Below are 17,062 nucleotides of genomic sequence, written 5' to 3'. Positions count from 1 at the left end.
GAGTGAATGCGGCGCCCGGTGGCGGACCGTCCCGGGGTGCCCGTGCGGCCCCGGGACGGACGGTGCGACACGTCGTCCCGGGGCCGGTCACGGGCGGGGGCTCACCGGTGGGTGAACTCCGGCGGGCGCTTCTCCGTGAACGCCGTCATGCCCTCCTTCTGGTCGGCGGTCGCGAACACCGCGTGGAAGAGCCTCCGTTCGAAGCGGACGCCTTCGGTCAGTGTCGTCTCGAAGGCCCGGTCGACGGCTTCCTTGGCCATCATGGCCACCGGTGCCGACATGCCGGCCACCGTCGCGGCGACGGAAAGCGCCTCGGTGAGCAGGTCGTCGGCGGGGACGATCCGGGAGACCAGACCGGCCCGCTCCGCCTCTTCGGCGTCCATCGTCCGGCCGGTCAGGCACAGCTCCATCGCCTTGGCCTTGCCGACGGCGCGGGTCAGCCGCTGGGAGCCGCCGATGCCGGGGATCACCCCCAGCTTGATCTCGGGCTGGCCGAAGACGGCGGTGTCGGCGGCGAGCAGGATGTCGCAGAGCATCGCCAACTCGCAGCCGCCGCCCAGGGCGTAGCCTGCGACCGCGGCGACGGTCGGCGTGCGGAGCCTGCCGAGCCGGTCCCAGGCGGTGAACCAGTCGCTGAGGTACATGTCCATATAGGTCTGCGGGCGCATCTCCTTGATGTCGGCGCCCGCGGCGAACGCCTTGGGCGAGCCGGTCAGGACGAGGCAGCCGATGTCCGGATCCCGGTCGAGTGCCTCGGCCGCCTCGACCACCTCGTTCATGACCTGGAGGTTGAGCGCGTTGAGTGCCTTCGGCCGGTCGAGGGTGAGCAGCGCGGTGCGGCCCCTGCGTTCGACGCGGAGGGTCTCGTACGTGGCCGCGGTGGTGTCGGTCATGCGTCGGGTCCGTTCTCTTCGGGCTGTGCGGACGACGACCGCTGCCTGATCGTCCGGATGATGGCGGAGAAGTCGTCGGCCGCTCCCGGCCCTTCGGCGAACTCCGCGTACAACTGGGCGGCGCGCAGGCCGAGTTCGGCCTGGACGCCGCCGTCCCTGACGGCGTTGGCGGCGAGTCCGAGGTCCTTGGCCATCAGCGGGGCGGCGAATCCGGGCCGGTAGTCGTGGTTGGCGGGGCTGGCGGGGACGGGGCCGGGCACCGGGCAGTTGACGCTCAGCGCCCAGCACTGTCCTGATGCGGTGGAGGCCACGTCGAAGAGCGCCTGGTGGGACAGGCCGAGGCTCTCGCCCAGGACGAACGCCTCGCCGACCGCGATCATCGAGATGCCGAGGATCATGTTGTTGCAGATCTTCGCGGCCTGCCCGGCGCCCGCGGCGCCGCAGTGCACGGCCTTCTTCCCCATGACGGACAGCAGCGGTTCGGCCCGTGCGAACGCCTCGTCGCTGCCGCCTGCCATGAAGGTGAGGGTGCCGGCCCGCGCTCCGACCTCTCCGCCCGAGACCGGCGCGTCCAGTGCCGTGTGACCGGCATCGGCCGCCGCTGCGTGGGCGGCGCGGGCGTCGGCGACGTCGATGGTGGAGCAGTCGATGAACAGCGTGCCGGGGCGGGCTGCGGCGAGCAGTCCGCCGTCCTGGTAGACGCCGATGACGTGCCGCCCGGTGGGCAGCATGGTGAGCACCACGTCCGCCTGCGCGGCGGCCTCGGCTGCGGTCGGCGCCGCTTCCACGCCGTGTTCCACCGCGGTCGCGAGGGATGCGGGCAGCAGGTCGAACCCGAGGACGCGGTGGCCTGCCGCGGCGAGGTTGGCGGCCATCGGGCCGCCCATGTGGCCGAGCCCGATGACGGCGATGACGGTGTTCACCAGGGCACCTCCTGGGGTGCGTGCGCGGTGGTGAGGGCGAGGCCGCCGGCGTCGGATGCCGTGAAGTACCGGTCCACGTCCGCCTCGGTGACCTCTTCGACGGTGGGCGGCGACCAGCACGGGTCGCGGTCCTTGTCGATGACCTGGGCGCGGATGCCCTCGACCAGGTCGGCGGAGTGCAGCAGGGCGCAGGCGATGCGGTACTCCTGTTCCAGGACCCGTTCCAGGGGGCCGAGCGCCGGGGCCTCGCGCAGCGCGCGCAGGGTGATCTTCAGCGAGGTGGGCGACTTGGTGCGCAGGGCTGCGGCGGCCCGTCCGGCCTCGGGCTCGCCGCTGCCGAGCAGCCGGGCGTGGATCTCCTCGACGGTGTCGGCCGCGTAGCAGTGGTCGATCCAGTGCCGCGCGCCGTCGAGCACGCCGGGCGGCGGTTCGGCGACGTACCGCGGCAGGACCTCCCGTACCGGCGCGTCGGCGAGGTCCGCGCCGATGGCGGTCAGCCGGTCCGCCGGGACGAAGTGGTCGGCGAGCCCGCACCGCAGGGCGTCGGCGGCGCCGACCGGCGTGCCGGTGAGGGCGAGGTGGGTGCCAAGCCGGCCCGGTGCCAGCGCCAGCAGGTAGGTGCCGCCGACGTCGGGGACGAAGCCGATGCCGGTCTCGGGCATGGCGATCCGGGAGCGTTCGGTGACGATCCGCACGCTGCCGTGCGCGGAGATCCCGACGCCGCCGCCCATCACGATGCCGTCCATCAGGGCGACGTACGGCTTGGGGTAGCGGGCGATGCGGGCGTTGAGGCGGTATTCGTCGCGCCAGAACCCGGCGGACGCGGTGCCGCCGATGCGCGCGTCGTCGTGGATGGCGCGGATGTCGCCGCCCGCGCACAGGCCGCGGTCACCGGCGCCGCTGATCACGACGGTTTCGATCGCCGGGTCCTTCTCCCAGGTGGTGAGGGCGTCGTCGATGCGGCCGACCATGTCGTGGGTGAGGGAGTTGAGGGCCTTGGGGCGGTTGAGTACGAGGTATCCGGCGCGCCCTTGGGTGTGCAGCAGGACGGTGTCGTCCGGGTGGGTGCCGCGGGTCATCGGGCGGCCCCTGTCAGGCCGCGGGCCACGATGAGGCGCATGATCTCGTTGGTTCCTTCCAGGATTTGGTGGACGCGGAGGTCCCGGACGATCTTCTCGATGCCGTACTCGGCCAAGTAGCCGTATCCGCCGTGCAGTTGGAGGGCGCGGTCGGCGACGGCGTAGCCGGTGTCGGTGGCGAACCGCTTGGCCATCGCGCACAGTTGGGGCGCCTGTGCGTCGCCGCGGTCCAGCGCCTGCGCGGCCTGGTGCAGCAGGGCGCGGGCCGCCGACAGCTCGGTCGCCATGTCGGCGAGCCGGAACTGGAGCGCCTGCGCGTCCAGCAGTCGCGCGCCGAACGCCTCCCGGTCCGCGAGGTGGGTCAGGCTGCGGTCCAGGGCGCTCTGGGCGCCGCCGAGCGAGCAGGCCGCGATGCCGAGCCGGCCGCCGTTGAGGCCGTTCATGGCGATCCGGAAGCCGTCGCCCTCCGCGCCGAGCCTGCGGCCCGCGGGCAGCCTGACACCGTCGAGGATCACCTGGCGGGTCGGCTGGGCGTTCCAGCCCATCTTCTTCTCGTTGGGCCCGAACGACAGGCCGGGGTCGTCCCGTTCGACGAGGAAGGCGGAGATGCCGCGGGGTCCTTCGCCTCCGGTGCGGGCCATCACGAGGTAGAGGTGGGAGGCGCCGGCGCCGGAGATGAACTGTTTCACGCCGGTCAGCACATAGCCGTCGCCGTCGGGTACGGCGCGGGTGCGCAGGGCTGCGGCGTCGGAGCCCGCGCCGGGTTCTGTCAGGCAGTAGCTGGCCGGTTCGTCGAGGGAGAGGAGTCCTGGCAGTCGGCCGGCGCGCTGGGCCGCGTCACCGTAGTGGTCGATCATCCAGGCGACCATGTTGTGGATGGAGAGGTAGCCGGCGATGGAGGGGCAGCCGGTGGCCAGCGCTTCGAAGATCAGGACGCCGTCGGCGCGGGAGAGCCCGGAGCCGCCGGATTCCTCGCGGACGTAGACACCGCCGAGCCCGAGTCCGGCCGCCTTGCCGATGACGTCGAGCGGGAAGTGCTTGTCCTGGTCCCAGGCGACGGCGTGCGGGGCGAGGTGTTCCGCAGCGAAGTCCAGGGTGACCTGGTGGAGGGCGAGTTGGTCTGCGGTCAGGGAGGTCGTCACGGCGCTCATCCCATGGTCGGCAGGGTGAAGTTCGCGCTTTCCTTGACCCCTGACGGCCAGCGCGAGGTGACGGTCTTGGTGCGGGTGTAGAAGCGGATGGCGTCCGGCCCGTGCTGGTTGAGGTCGCCGAATCCGGAGCGCTTCCAGCCGCCGAAGGTGTGGTAGGCGACGGGCACCGGGATGGGGACGTTGACCCCAATCATGCCGGTCTCCACCCGGCGGGTGAAGTCCCGCGCGGTGTCGCCGTCCCTGGTGAAGATCGCGACGCCGTTGCCGTAGGGGTGCTCGGTGGGGAGCCGCAGCGCCTCCTCGTAGTCGGCGGCGCGTACGACGGACAGGACGGGTCCGAAGATCTCTTCCTGGTAGATCCGCATGGCCGGGGTGACGCGGTCGAAGAGCGAGGCACCGGCGAAGAAGCCGTTCTCGTGCCCCGGGAGGCTGAAGTCCCGCCCGTCGACGACGAGTTCGGCGCCTTCCTGGACGCCGGACGCGACGTATTCGCGGACCCGGTCGACGGCTTCCTTGCAGACCAGCGGGCCGAAGTCGGCGTCCGGGTCGTCGGATGTTCCGATGCGCAGGGAGGCGATCCGTTCCCTGAGCCGGGCGACCAGCGCGTCGGCGGTCTCCTCCCCCACCGGCACGGCGACGGAGATCGCCATGCAGCGCTCCCCCGCGGAGCCGAATCCGGCGCCTATCAGCGCCTCGACGGCCTGGTCGAGGTCCGCGTCCGGCATCACGATCAGGTGGTTCTTGGCGCCGCCGAAGCACTGGGCGCGCTTGCCCTGCGCGGCGGCAGCGGCATAGAGGTGCGCGGCGACGGGCGTGGAGCCGACGAAGCCGAGCGCCTGGACGCGCGGGTCCTGCACGAGGGTGTCCACCGCCTCCTTGCCGCCGTTGACGACGTTGAGCACGCCGGGCGGCAGGCCCGCCTCCAGGAAGAGTTCGGCGAGCCGCAGCGGTACGGACGGGTCGCGTTCGGACGGCTTGAGCACGAAGGAGTTGCCGCAGGCGATCGCCGGGGCTGCCTTCCAGAGCGGGATCATCGCGGGGAAGTTGAACGGGGTGATACCGGCGGTGACGCCGAGCGGGCGGCGCAGCGAGTGGACGTCGATACCGCTGCCCGCGTTGTCGCTGAACTCGCCCTTGAGCAGGTGCGGTATGCCGGCGGCGAACTCGACGACCTCCAGGCCGCGTTGGATGTCGCCGTGCGCGTCGGGGACGGTCTTGCCGTGCTCGGATGACAGCAGCCGGGCGAGTGAGTCCTTCTCGGCGTCGACGAGTTGGAGGAACCGCAGCAGGACGCGGGCGCGGCGCTGCGGGTTCCATTCGCCCCACGTCTGCTGGGCCCGTGCCGCGTCGGCGATGGCCGCCTCGGTCTCGGCGCGGTCGGCCAGCGGCGTCCTCGCCTGTACGCGGCCGGTGTTGGGGTCGTACACGTCGGCGTGGGCGCCCGAGGTTCCCGGGAGGTGCTTGCCGCCGATGAAGTGGGTCAGTTCACGGACCATGGATGCCTGCTCTCGTCAGGTGAGATCCGGGGATGGCGCAGCGCGGTCCGGCGGCGGGCGCGGGTGGGCGCGCCGCCGGAACAGCTGGAACGCAGGGGCGAAGAACCGTCACCGGGCGGGGAGTGCCGCCGGGTGCGCCGGATCACCAGGGTCGTGGGTACGCACCGGTGCCATGCGTGTCTGCTCCATCCTCGTGGACAACACGGAACACCCCGCGGCCGGTATCCTGACTCCCGGATCAGCGCCCGTCCTCGTGCCTTCCCGACATCTGGCTCGTCAGTGGCGTGTCCTGCGAGGACGAACTCCCCGGTCACAGTGGCGGGACCGCGCCGGATTCACACCGGCTTCCCTGCACCGCGGGCTTGTCCATGAACATATAGTTGGACGTCCTAGTAAGTCCACCCCCCTTGGTGATCTCGGCGGCCCGCACCCCTCTTTCCGGACGGCCACCGTCCCTCAACTCCGCAGCCGCAACCGGCAGATCCCCGCGTTCGTGCCACGGCGTACGGCACGGGCGACCACCGCGCCGCGCTGGTTGTGCAGCAGCCGCTGCCACGGCCGCGCCGGTTCGGTCTCGGGGATCAGGACGGTGATCCGGGCGGTGGGGTGGGCGGCCCCCAGGTCCCTGACGTAAGCGGCGATGGGGCGTCCCAGGTCCCGGCGGTCGGAGTACAGCCGCAGCAGCGGTACACCGGGGCTCCAGCGCGCCCAGTCCGCCTCCAGCGCCGCGGCCACCGCCCGGTCGTCGGCGTCGGTGTGGGCGACCGTCACGGCGTGGACCTCGTCACCCATCGAGACGGCTGCGGACAGCGCGTCACGGGTGAGGCGGGTCAGCGAGGAGACCGGTACGACCACCAACGAGCGCTCCCGGCACGGGAGTCCGGGAGTTTCGCCGACGCCGATCCGCTCGCCGATCCGGTCGTAGGCGCGGCGGACCAGCAGGAAGACCGCCACCAGGGCGGGCAGGGCGAGGACGATCAGCCAGGCGCCGTCGGGGAGTTTGGTGGCGGTGACGACGACGGCGCTGACGCCGGTGAGCAGGGCGCCGAACCCGTTCAGCGCCGCCTTGCCCGCCCACCGCGGGCCGCGCACCCGCTGCCAGTGGCGGACCATGCCCGCCTGGGCGAGGGTGAAGCCGACGAACACACCGATCGCGAAGAGCGGTACGAGGGTGCGGGTGTCGCCGCCGGACAGCACCAGCAGCCCCGCGGCAACCAGCGCCAGGGCCAGTACGCCGTGCCGGTGCACCTGCCGGTCCGCGCGCAGGCCGAAGACGTGCGGCAGGTAGTGGTCACGCGCGAGCAGCTTCAGCAGCACCGGCAGCCCGCCGAAGGACGTGTTCGCGGACAGCGCGAGCAGCGCGGTGGTCGCGAACTGCACGATGTAGAAGGCGGTGTGGTGCCCCAGCGACGCGTCCGCGAGCTGCGCGAGCACGGTGACACCCTCGGCCGGCTGGAGCGAGAAGCGGGAGATCAGCACCGACAGGCCGATCAGCATGACACCCAGCAACGCCCCGAGCGCGGCCTCGGCCCGGCGGGCCCGGCGGGCGGCCGGCGCGCGGAAGGACGGCACGGCGTTGGCGATGGCCTCGACCCCGGTCAGCGCCGAACAGCCGGAGGCGAACGCCTTCAGCAGGAGCAGGGCACCGACCGACGCCGCGTCGCCGGTGAGCACCGGCGCATGACCCGCGGCCGACTCCATGCTCACCGGGTGGCTGCGGAACAGGCCGACGACGATCAGCACCAGGATCGAGCCGACGAAGACGACGGTGGGCAGGACGAAGGCACGCGCCGAGTCGGCGATCCCGCGCAGGTTCAGCGCGGTGATGACCGCGAGCACGGCCAGGCACAGCCACTGGCGGTCGTCGTACAGGGCGGGAAAGGCGGAGGTCAGGGCCGCGACACCGGCGGTGACGGCCACCGCGGCGTTGAGCACGTAGTCGAGGACGAGCGAGGCGGCGGCCACCAGCCCTGCCCGGCGCCCCAGGTAGGCGGTGGCGACCGCGTAACTGCCGCCGCCGTCCGGGAACGCGGCGATGACCTGCCGGTAGGAGGCAACCAGCACCGCGAGGAGGACGACGATCGCGACGGTGACCGGCAGGGTGAAGCCGAGCCCGCGGGCGCCCGCGGCGGCCAGGACCAGGGCGATGGCCTCGGGCCCGTACGCCACCGATGCCATCGCGTCCAGCGAGAGCGCCGCCAGGCCGGTGATCGCGGTGAGCCGGTGCCGCGCGCCCGGATCGGCCGTCGGCTCGGTACCGGCCGCGGCGCCGGGCGGCGGCAACGGCGGGGCGGGTCGCGGCGGGTCGGGATCGGGCGGCGGCACGGTCTCGGTGGTCGGCACGGACATCGGGCGGAGCTCCTTCGGTGCGGGTCGGCCCAGCGTGTGCCGCCCGTGGCGCCGCGACCCGGCCCCTTGCGGATTCTTGGCGCGATGAGGCGCCGCCTTCACGCATCCCTGACGCGCGGCAGGCGCCTGACCTGCCCAAAGCGCCCGCGACCCGGCTGCCGCCGGCGCCCTCCCCTGCGCACGGCTACTCCCAATGGCAGCCGCGCGCTGGCCCGTCCCACGCGCCTCGGGCAGCGTGGGGCTCCCTGACGACCCGATGAACGGCCGGGCCCCGGCGAGGAGCGGCCATGCACGAACGCCTGGCGCCGCGTCCGCTGCGGCCCGCGGGCCCGGCCGGAGCGCGCTCCCGTACCGCCCGCGCCGCGCCGTGGCCGGCCGCGGTCGCCGTCGTCTTCGCCCTGGTCCAACTGGCCGTGGTGGTACCGGGTTCGGAGCTGGGCTGGGACGAGACGGTCTACGTCAGCCAGGTCGGCCACCAGGCGCCCGCCGCGTTCTTCAGCGCGCCCCGGGCCCGCGGCGTCTCCTATCTGGTGGCACCGGTCGCCGCCCTGACCACGTCGACGACGGCGCTGCGGGTCTACCTCGCCGTGCTGTCGTCGGCCGGCCTGTTCGGCGCCCTGTGGGTGTGGCGGAAAGTCTTCGCCCCGCCGGTACTCGCCTGCGCCGGGGCCCTGTTCGCGGGGCTGTGGCCCACCGTGTTCTACGGCTCGGCGGCCATGCCGAACCTCTGGTGCGCCCTGGGGGCGCTGGCCGCTGCCGGCTACCTGGTACGCGCCTGTGGCGGCCCCGGCGACCGGGCGGCGCCCGCAGGGGTGGCCGGGTCGGTGGCCGTGGTGACGCTGATGCGGCCCGCCGACGGGCTGTGGCTGGCCCTGCCCGCCGCCGTCGCCGTCCTGCTGGTGCCCGCCCTGCGCCGCCCGGCGATCGTCGTCGCGCTCCCGGCCGGGCTGCTGGTGGGCGGCGCGTCCTGGGTCGCGGAGGCGTACACGCGGTACGGGGGCCCGGTCGCGCGGCTGCACCGGGCCGGTGAGATCCAGGGCGGCATCGGCTGGCAGCTCGCCGTCGACGACCAGGTGCGGGCGCTGGCCGGGCACACCCTGTGCCGGCCCTGTGACGTGCCGTGGGACGCTCCGTACACCGCCGTGTGGTGGTGCGTGCTGCCGCTGCTCGCGGCCGGTGGCGTGCGGGCCGGGATCCGGGCGCACCGGACGGCGGCCGTCGTGCTGCCCTGCGCGGTGGCGGCGGCCCTGGCCTTCCCCTACCTGTTCCTGATCGGCTATGCCGCGCCCCGGTTCCTGCTGCCGGTCTACGCGCTGCTGGCGCTGCCCGTCGCGGTCTGCGTCGTGCACCTGTGCACCGCCGCGGGCCGGCCGGTGCGGCGGGCGGTGTGCGGTGCGGTGCTCGCCGTCGCGCTGGCCGGGCATCTCGGCGTGCAGTTCCAGGTGCTCGGCCGTGTCGCGTCCGGCAGCCGCTCCACGGGCCGTGCCTACGCGCAGGCCGCCGCGGCGCTGCACCGGCTCGGGATCCGGGCGCCGTGCACGCTCAGCGGCGAGCAGGCCGTGCCCCTCGCGTACTACGCCGGCTGCGCTTCCCGGCAGACCGGCGGCCACGACAGGAGCAGCACACCGGCCGGTCTGGAGGCCGTCGCGCGCCGGATGCCGGTGGCCGTGATCGCACCTGCGGGCGCCGGGCCGCCGCCCTTCGCCCGCGCCTGGCGGCCGGTGGACCTGCCGCGGCTGCCCGGTTCCGCCGGGGCCTGGCGCGCGTATCTGCCGCCGGGTACGGACCGGCGCTGAGCGTGCGCGGCCCGGCCTCCGGGCGACGCACTGCGCCGAACGGCCGCCGGTGCCAGACTTGAGGAACCACGCCCGGCCGCCGGCCGGTGCCCCCGTCAGCGAGGGGGAGTTCCATGACCTGGGCATCCTGGACCACCGTCGGGATTCACGCGCAACCCGGCGCGGTGCGCACCGTGGAGGGCGGCGTGATCGACGGCGACCTGACCGTGCACACGACGTGGTCGGACGGGCAGGCCCACGTGGCGGCGCAGTACACGGGCGGGGCGGACTGGTTCACGATGGTGGGCAGCCCCGTGCCGTGCCCGTCGGAGGAGGCCAGCCGCACGTTCCATCAGGCCGTCGTCGAGGCGATCCGCGGCGGTGAGGACGCCGGGCCCGCGCTCCGGCGGCTCTTCGGGCAGTGAAGCGGGCGCTCCGAAGGACGCCCGGCGCACGGCTCAGCCCGTGGGCTCGCGCAACGGGGGCACGGCCGGGACTTCGATGGCGCCTTCGATGTCGGCGCGGGTCATCGTGAAGCGGTCGGGGTAGCTGTCGCGGCGGGTGCGCCTGGCGGGTTCGCAGGTGCGCCACATGTAGAAGCACTGCCGGCACTGGAGGACGTCCCAGGCGCCGGGCACGGGTGAGGTGAAGACGTTCTCGACGGCCGGGTGCGCGCAGCGCGGGCAGACCGTGGCGGGTGCGGACATGGTGCGGATTCCTTGCGTGAGGAGGGCCGGTTCCTTGCGTGCGGAGGGCCGGACGGGCGGTGGCCGCCGGGGAGTTCAGCGGCGGGCGGCGAGCTGCCGGAGGCGTTCGAGCCAGACGGCGGTCTCCGGCAGGTCGTGGACCTGGTTGCCGTAGTTGCCGCGGCGGTCGGGGGCCACGGGTGTGGTGGCGTCGATGACGAGCTTGTCGACGATGCCGGGTGTCACCGCCTGCGGGGCCAGTTCCAGGACGGGCAGGTTGGGAATCTGGATGAGGTCGCCCGCGGGGTTCATCTTGGTGGACAGCGCCCACATGACCTGGGGCAGGTCGAAGGGGTCCACGTCCTCGTCGACGACGATGACGGTGGCGGCGTAGCCCAGGCCGTGCGGGGTGGTCAGCACCCGCAGGCCGACGGCCTTGGCGAAGCCGCCGTAGCGCTTCTCGGTGGAGACGATGACGACGAGGCCGTGGGTGTACATCGCGTTGACCGCCCGGACCTCGGGGAAGTCCTTCTTGAGCTGCTGATACAGCGGCACGCAGGTGCTGGCGGCTATCAGGTGGTCGACCTCGGTCCAGGGCATGCCGAGGTAGAGGTGCTCGAAGACCGGCCTGCTGCGGTGGGAGATCCTGTCGATGCGGATGACGGGCATGGAGCGTCCGCCGGAGTAGTGCCCGGTGAACTCGCCGAACGGGCCCTCGATTTCGCGTTTGCGGCCCTCGATGACGCCTTCGATGACGACCTCGCTCCCCCACGGCACGGGCAGGCCGGTCAGCGGGGCGGCGGTGACGGGCGCGGGCGCCCCGCGCAGCGCGCCGGCCAGTTCGTACTCGTTCTCGTCGTACTTCATCGGGGTGGACGCGACGATGGAGATGACCGGGTCGTTGCCGAGGGTGATCGCGACCAGCAGGTCCTGGCCCGCTTCCTCGGCCTTGTGCAGGTGCTGGGCGATGTCGTGCATGGGGACCGGCTGGAGGGCCAGGCGGCGTCTGCCCTTGACCTCGATGCGGTAGATCCCGACGTTCTGCTTGTCGCTGTTGCCGGGGTCGTCGGGGTCCTTGGAGACGACGGCCGCCTTGTCGATGTAGAAGCCGCCGTCGCCGTCGTTGAGGCGGATCAGCGGCAGCACCTGGAAGATGTCGGCTTCGTCGCCTTCCATGGTGTGCTCGGCCCACGGCGGGTCGTCGCGGCGTTCCGGCGGGACGGGGAAGTCGGCCCAGCGGCGGATGAAGGCGTCGACCTGGTCCTTGGTGCCGGTCTCCTTGGGCAGGCCGAGGGCGAGGGCGTGGTTGGCCCAGGAGCCGTGCACGTTCATGGCGATCCGGGCGTCGGTGAAGCCGGTGACGCGGTCGAAGTAGAGGGCGGGGGCGCTCTCGCCCATGCGTGCGGCGGCGTTGGCCGCGGCGGCGATGTCGGGCTCGGGCATCACCTCGTCGGTGACGTGCAGCAACTGGCCCTCTTGGTCGAGGGTTTCGAGGAAGCTGCGGAGATCGTCGAAGGCCATGGGTGCTCCGTGAGTGAGGGGGCGGGTGCGGGGGTGCGCGCCGCGGGGGTCAGGCCGTCGGCCTGTTGTCGCGGGCGGCGCGCAGTCCTGCCCAGCGGACGGCGGCGGGCGCCGGGAGGTCGAACTGGTCGAGGATCCGGGCCGTGATGTGGTCGACGATGTCGTCGACGGATGCCGGGTGGTGGTAGAAGGCGGGCATCGGCGGGACCATCCGCACCCCCATCCGGGAGAGCGCCAGCATGTTCTCCAGGTGGATCTCGCTGAGCGGGGTCTCCCGTGGTACGAGGACGAGCCGGCGGCGTTCCTTGAGGGTCACGTCGGCCGCGCGGGCGACCAGACCGTCGGCGTAGCCGGCCCGGATGCCGGCCAGCGTCTTCATGGAGCAGGGCGCGATGACCATCCCGTCGGTCCGGAACGAGCCGGAGGAGAGGGTGGCGCCCTGGTCGTCCGGCGGGTGGACCTCGTCGGCCAGCTCTGCCACCTCGCGCGCCGACAGGCCGGTCTCCAGCTCGATGGTGGTGCGGGCCCAGCGGGAGAGGACGAGGTGTGTCTCGACGCCGGGAAGCTCTCGCAGGTTCTCCAGCAGGCGGATGCCGAACACCGCGCCCGTCGCACCGGTCATGCCCACGATCAGTCGCACAGCGGTCAGCTCCTCCGGAGGGAAAGGGGAAGGGAGCGTCGCGCCTTTTCGGTCAGCGCGGCTCCACGGCAGCGTCCAACCGGCCGGGTCCTTACGGCCCTTGACCGGTGCTGCCGCCCTCCACGCTAGGTTCGGTTCCACCCCGCGAAGCCGTACGCTGAAGACACACCATGGACAGAAACGGACAACACACGGACGTCACGGAACTCCCCTACCGGTCCGCAGCGGGAGCCCCGCCGGGGGCCGAGGTGCTCGACTTCCCCGGGCTGCTCGCCCGCGCGCAGGGGCACGGCATCGATCCGTACGCGCCCAAGCGGCCGGGTTTCCACGAAGTGATCACCGTGCGGTCCGGCACGGTGCGCTGTGCCGTGGACTTCACCGAGCACGAGCTGACCGAGGGCGACTGGCTGTGGGTGCGGCCCGGCCAGATCCACCAGTACCGTTCCGGCCTCTCCGACGCCGAAGGCACCGTCGTGCTCTTCCTGCCCGGCTTCCTCAACTCGGCCACCGTGGAAGCCGCCCGGGTCGACCAGCACCCCTGGCAGCGCCCGGTGCGGCCCACCGGAGCCGACGGGCAGGCCGTGCGGAGCGTCCTCACGCTGCTGGAGAGCGAATACCGGCGGCTTGCCGCGCTGCCGCTCGAAGTGCACATCGAGGTCGTCAGGCACCTGCTCGCCGTACTGGTGCTGCGGCTGGCCCAGCTGCACGGCGACCGGGCCGACGACGCGGCGGGCAGCGCGGCGTTCCGCGGCTTCCAGCAGGCGGTGGAGCGCGGCTTCACCCGCACCCACCGCGTGGAGGACTACGCCGGGGAACTCGGCTACAGCGTCCGCACCCTGACCCGCGCGACCCGGACCGCCGCCGGCTGCGGCGCCAAGCAGTTCATCGACGCACGCATCCTGCTGGAGGCCAAGCGCCTGCTGGTGCACACCGATCTGCCCGCCACCGCCATCGGCGAGCGGCTCGGGTTCCCCGGCGCCACGGTCTTCACCAAGTTCTTCCGCCGCCTGTCCGGCGAGACCCCCGCGGCCTTCCGCGCCCGCGCCTGGGGCACCCGGCGTTGAGGGCGGCGGAATGCCGCGTCATGCGGTGCCGTTCACCGGTCCCTGAGGTCCTTGATGCGGCGAATCTTGCCGACCGAGCGCTCCAGCGTTTCGGGGTCCACGACCACCACCTCGACCGTGACCCCCACGCCGTCCTTGACGCTCTTGCAGATCGCCCCGGCCGCCTCGGCGCGCCGGTCGGCCCCGGCGCCGGGACGGGCCTCGACGAGGAGGGTCATGTGGTCCATGCGGCCACGCCGGCTGAGCTGCACCTGGAAGTGCGGGGCGACGTCCGGGGTGCGGAGCACGATCTCCTCGATCTGGCTGGGGAAGACGTTCACCCCGCGCAGGATGATCATGTCGTCGCAGCGGCCGGTGATCTTCTCCATCCGGCGGAAGGCGGGGCGGACCGTGCCGGGCAGCAGCCGGGTCAGGTCGTGCGTGCGGTAACGGATGACCGGCAGCGCCTCCTTGGTGAGGGAGGTGAAGACCAGCTCGCCGCTCTCGCCGCCGGGCAGCACCTGGTCGGCGAGCGGGTCGACGATCTCCGGGTAGAAGTGGTCCTCCCAGATGTGCAGCCCGTCCTTGGTGTCCACGCATTCCTGCGCCACTCCGGGGCCGCAGACCTCGGAGAGGCCGTAGATGTCCACGGCGTGGATGTCCATCCGCTCCTCGATCTCGCGGCGCATGCTCTCGGTCCAGGGCTCGGCGCCGAAGACGCCGATCTTGAGGGAGCTGTCGCGCGGATCGATGCCCTGGCGCTCGAACTCGTCGAGGAGGGTGAGCATGTAGGACGGCGTGACCATGATGACCTCGGGCCGGAAGTCCCGGATGATCTGCACCTGCCGGGCGGTCATCCCGCCGGACGCGGGGATCACCGTGCAGCCGGCCCGCTCCGCGCCGTAGTGGGCGCCGAGGCCGCCGGTGAACAGGCCGTAGCCGTAGGAGATGTGCACCTTGTCGCCGGGGCGACAGCCGGCGGCGCGCAGGGAGCGGGCTATGACATCGGCCCACATCGACAGGTCGTTGTCGGTGTAGCCCACGACGGTGGGCGCCCCGGTGGTGCCGCTGGAGGCGTGGATGCGGCGGACGTCGGACATGGGGACCGCGAACATCCCGAAGGGGTAGGTGTCGCGCAGGTCGGCCTTGGTGGTGAACGGGAAGCGGGCCAGATCCTCCAGGGTGCGGCAGTCGTCGGGCCGCACTCCGGCGCGGTCGAACTTCTTGCGGTACAGCTCGACGTTGTCGTACGCGTGCCGCAGCGTCCAGCGGAGCTGCCTGAGCTGGTGGTCGCGCAGCTCGGGCGCGGACATCCGTTCCCCGTCGTCCAGCAGTGCGTCCGGGAGCGGCTCCCCCCGACGGGATCCCCCGGCCGCCGGGGCCGTCAGTTCGCTGCTCATCGCGACTCCTTCGTCTTCGTGCTTCGGATACTGCGGCTGCGGCCACGGAACTCCGCGATCAGTTCGTCCCCACGCCTGATGCTCACGTCGTAGATCCCGCTGCGGCCGTACCGGGTGCGCTCCACCGCGGTCGCCCGGAGTTCGTCCCCCTCGTGCGCGGGGGCGACGAAGTCGATGTCGGCGGCAGCGGCGACGGTCACCGGGCCGTGGCTGTTGCAGGCGCAGGCGAACGCGGTGTCGGCGAACAGGAACAGGTAACCGCCGTGGGCCGTCCCATGCCCGTTGACCATGGAGGGGGTGACGGTCATCCGGAGCTCGGCGGTCCCCTCGCCGTGCTCCACCAGCTCGATGCCGAGTGCCCGGGACGCCTGGTCGTCCCCGAACATCCGCTCCACCGGGCCGGCCGTTGCTTCCGTGGCTCGCCACACGTTGTCCACCGCCTCATCCACCGCCTTGTGCACCGACCGAACATTCGGTTAGCGTGCGGCTCAGTCAAGTAATCAAGCTTCACCACTGCCTGTCAAGAGGTGGGACAGATGCCCAGGAAAGCCCCTGAGTGCCCGGACTTCTCCGTCCGCCGCCGCGCGCTGCCGGAAGCGGCCCTCACCGCCGTGTCCTTCCCTCTCGGCGCCGCGCCAGGCATCATCCATCAGCCCCGCACGGGCAGCCGGCACCACGAAGACACCCCGGCCGACGCCGAGTTGGCACCCCTGGAGGCCGCCGCGCGCCCGGCGCGGCACCTCACCGGCGGCGGCCTCGTCAACCGGCCCGCAGCCTTCAGCAACTCCCACGACAAGGAGGGCAGCAATGCCTGACGAGGTCTACCTCATCGACGGGGCCCGCACCCCACAGGGCCGCTTCGGGGGCGCCCTGGCCTCCGTACGCCCCGACGACCTGGCGGCCCTGGTCGTGGGTGAGGCCGTCCGGCGCTCGGGGATACCCGCCGACGCGGTGGACGAGGTGATCCTGGGCGCCGCGAACCAGGCAGGCGAGGACAACCGTGATGTGGCCCGGATGGCCGTGCTCCTGGCCGGGCTGCCGCACACGGTGCCCGGCTACACCGTCAACCGGCTGTGCGCGTCGGGGCTGACCGCGGTGGCATCGGCGGCCCAGGCGGTGCGGTCCGGCGAGGCCGAACTGGTCGTCGCGGGCGGCGTGGAGTCGATGACCCGCGCCCCGTGGGTCATCGAGAAGCCGGGCACCCCGTGGGCGAAGCCGGGCGAGGTGCAGGACACCTCGCTGGGCTGGCGCTTCACCAATCCCCGCTTCGCCGCCGCCGACCGGGCGGTCCCCGCAGGCAGCGGCCCCGAGACGGTGAAGGTGACGCTGTCGATGGGCGAGACGGCCGAGGAGGTCGCCGCGCTCGACGGCATCGGCCGCGCCGCGTCCGACGCCTTCGCGCTGCGCAGCCACCGTCGCGCCGTCGCCGCCCAGGAGGCGGGCCGTTTCGACCGCGAGATCGTGCCGGTCCCGGTGAAGGACGGCGCGGTGGACCGCGACGAGGGCCCGCGGCCCGCGACGACGCTGGAGAAGCTCGGCGGACTGCGCACGATCTTCCGCAAGGACGGCATCGTCACGGCGGGATCCGCCTCACCGCTGTCCGACGGCGCCGCCGCCCTGGTCGTGGCGAGCGCGGCGGCGGTGGAACGGCACGGCCTCACCCCGCGGGCCCGGATCGTCACCTCCGCGTCGGCGGGGGTGCAGCCCAATCTCATGGGCCTGGGCCCGGTGCCCGCCACCGAGAAGGCGCTGGCCCGCGCCGGCTGGCAAACCGGCGAGCTGGACGCGGTCGAGCTGAACGAGGCGTTCGCCGCACAGGCCCTGGCGGTGATCGGCCGCCTCCGGCTCGACGACGCGATCGTCAACGCCGACGGCGGCGCCATCGCACTCGGCCACCCGCTGGGCTGTTCCGGCGCCCGGATCCTGCTCACGCTGCTCGGGCGGCTGGAGCGCGAGGACGCGCGCCGCGGCCTGGCCACCTTGTGCGTCGGCGTGGGCCAGGGCGCGGCCATGCTGGTGGAGCGGATATGACCCGGCCGGCTGCGGGACATCGGGCCGCGCTGTGCGCAGGCCAGGGCAAGAAGGACCGGACGACCGCCTTCCTGG

General features: G+C 72.9%; 16 protein-coding genes and 1 riboswitch. Of the genes, 5 read left to right on the top strand and 11 right to left on the bottom strand.

Translation table 11 applies throughout. The annotated features are described in order from the left end of the window. Window positions 1-101: 101 nt before the first annotated feature. The 6 genes from ACIBK8_RS09470 to ACIBK8_RS09445 form a co-directional block, all read right to left on the bottom strand. The gene (locus ACIBK8_RS09470; RefSeq protein WP_399041098.1) at window positions 102-893 is read right to left on the bottom strand and encodes an enoyl-CoA hydratase; all 792 of its coding nucleotides are present in this window, start codon (window positions 891-893) and stop codon (window positions 102-104) included. Continuing rightward, on the bottom strand, window positions 890-1,816 hold the full coding sequence (mmsB, locus tag ACIBK8_RS09465; RefSeq protein ID WP_399041097.1) for a 3-hydroxyisobutyrate dehydrogenase: 927 nt from the start codon (window positions 1,814-1,816) through the stop codon (window positions 890-892). Before mmsB ends, ACIBK8_RS09470 begins: the two co-directional genes overlap by 4 nt. Continuing rightward, window positions 1,813-2,895, bottom strand: a complete 1,083-nt coding sequence (locus ACIBK8_RS09460; RefSeq protein ID WP_399041095.1) for an enoyl-CoA hydratase/isomerase family protein — start codon at window positions 2,893-2,895, stop codon at window positions 1,813-1,815. The genes mmsB and ACIBK8_RS09460 overlap by 4 nt, the downstream gene beginning before the upstream one ends. Next, window positions 2,892-4,046 carry an acyl-CoA dehydrogenase family protein gene (locus ACIBK8_RS09455; protein WP_399041094.1) on the bottom strand — a complete coding sequence of 385 codons (1,155 nt, stop codon included), beginning with the start codon at window positions 4,044-4,046 and terminating at the stop codon, window positions 2,892-2,894. Before ACIBK8_RS09455 ends, ACIBK8_RS09460 begins: the two co-directional genes overlap by 4 nt. Further along, window positions 4,043-5,542 (bottom strand): CoA-acylating methylmalonate-semialdehyde dehydrogenase, encoded by a 1,500-nt coding sequence (locus tag ACIBK8_RS09450; protein WP_399041093.1) that lies wholly within the window; start codon window positions 5,540-5,542, stop codon window positions 4,043-4,045. The genes ACIBK8_RS09455 and ACIBK8_RS09450 overlap by 4 nt, the downstream gene beginning before the upstream one ends. Before the next feature lie 198 nt (window positions 5,543-5,740). Further along, window positions 5,741-5,916: riboswitch (cobalamin riboswitch) on the bottom strand. A gap of 82 nt (window positions 5,917-5,998) precedes the next feature. After that, on the bottom strand, window positions 5,999-7,891 hold the full coding sequence (locus ACIBK8_RS09445) for an APC family permease (protein WP_399041092.1): 1,893 nt from the start codon (window positions 7,889-7,891) through the stop codon (window positions 5,999-6,001). 287 nt (window positions 7,892-8,178) lie between these two features. Between ACIBK8_RS09445 and ACIBK8_RS09440 the strand changes: the two genes are divergently transcribed. Together ACIBK8_RS09440 and ACIBK8_RS09435 are read left to right on the top strand one after the other, a co-directional pair. Continuing rightward, window positions 8,179-9,687, top strand: a complete 1,509-nt coding sequence (locus tag ACIBK8_RS09440) for a hypothetical protein (RefSeq protein ID WP_399041091.1) — start codon at window positions 8,179-8,181, stop codon at window positions 9,685-9,687. A 113-nt stretch (window positions 9,688-9,800) separates the two neighbouring features. Further along, window positions 9,801-10,091 (top strand): hypothetical protein, encoded by a 291-nt coding sequence (locus tag ACIBK8_RS09435; RefSeq protein WP_393684948.1) that lies wholly within the window; start codon window positions 9,801-9,803, stop codon window positions 10,089-10,091. A 33-nt stretch (window positions 10,092-10,124) separates the two neighbouring features. Here ACIBK8_RS09435 and ACIBK8_RS09430 read toward each other — a convergent pair whose 3' ends face one another. From ACIBK8_RS09430 to ACIBK8_RS09420, 3 genes are all read right to left on the bottom strand, one after another. Next, window positions 10,125-10,373, bottom strand: coding sequence for a non-oxidative hydroxyarylic acid decarboxylases subunit D (locus ACIBK8_RS09430; RefSeq protein ID WP_399041090.1), 249 nt, complete (start codon window positions 10,371-10,373; stop codon window positions 10,125-10,127). Between the two features lie 75 nt (window positions 10,374-10,448). Beyond that, window positions 10,449-11,873: a non-oxidative hydroxyarylic acid decarboxylases subunit C gene (locus tag ACIBK8_RS09425; protein ID WP_399041089.1), complete on the bottom strand. Its 1,425-nt coding sequence runs from the start codon at window positions 11,871-11,873 to the stop codon at window positions 10,449-10,451. Window positions 11,874-11,922: 49 nt separating this feature from the next. After that, on the bottom strand, window positions 11,923-12,513 hold the full coding sequence (locus tag ACIBK8_RS09420) for a non-oxidative hydroxyarylic acid decarboxylases subunit B (RefSeq protein ID WP_399041088.1): 591 nt from the start codon (window positions 12,511-12,513) through the stop codon (window positions 11,923-11,925). Window positions 12,514-12,683: 170 nt separating this feature from the next. On the opposite strand from ACIBK8_RS09420, the gene ACIBK8_RS09415 reads away from it, so the two are divergent. Further along, complete coding sequence (locus tag ACIBK8_RS09415) at window positions 12,684-13,577, top strand: AraC family transcriptional regulator (RefSeq protein ID WP_399041087.1); 894 nt, start codon at window positions 12,684-12,686, stop codon at window positions 13,575-13,577. Window positions 13,578-13,609: 32 nt separating this feature from the next. On the opposite strand, the gene paaK is transcribed toward ACIBK8_RS09415, so the two are convergent. Next, entirely contained in the window at window positions 13,610-14,956 is a 1,347-nt protein-coding gene (gene paaK / locus ACIBK8_RS09410) for a phenylacetate--CoA ligase PaaK (protein ID WP_399041086.1), read from the bottom strand. Next, window positions 14,953-15,342, bottom strand: a complete 390-nt coding sequence (paaI, locus tag ACIBK8_RS09405) for a hydroxyphenylacetyl-CoA thioesterase PaaI (protein WP_399041225.1) — start codon at window positions 15,340-15,342, stop codon at window positions 14,953-14,955. The genes paaK and paaI overlap by 4 nt, the downstream gene beginning before the upstream one ends. Before the next feature lie 150 nt (window positions 15,343-15,492). Here paaI and ACIBK8_RS09400 point away from each other — a divergent pair, with 150 nt between their 5' ends. Both ACIBK8_RS09400 and ACIBK8_RS09395 read left to right on the top strand, forming a co-directional pair. Further along, window positions 15,493-15,771: a hypothetical protein gene (locus tag ACIBK8_RS09400; RefSeq protein ID WP_399041085.1), complete on the top strand. Its 279-nt coding sequence runs from the start codon at window positions 15,493-15,495 to the stop codon at window positions 15,769-15,771. Beyond that, window positions 15,764-16,987: a thiolase family protein gene (locus tag ACIBK8_RS09395; protein ID WP_399041084.1), complete on the top strand. Its 1,224-nt coding sequence runs from the start codon at window positions 15,764-15,766 to the stop codon at window positions 16,985-16,987. Before ACIBK8_RS09400 ends, ACIBK8_RS09395 begins: the two co-directional genes overlap by 8 nt. Window positions 16,988-17,062: the final 75 nt, after the last annotated feature.

Origin of the sequence: Streptomyces sp. NPDC050161 (assembly GCF_044460025.1) — a bacterium.
Classification (GTDB): domain Bacteria; phylum Actinomycetota; class Actinomycetes; order Streptomycetales; family Streptomycetaceae; genus Streptomyces.
This window is presented reverse-complemented; position numbering and strand designations above follow the sequence as displayed.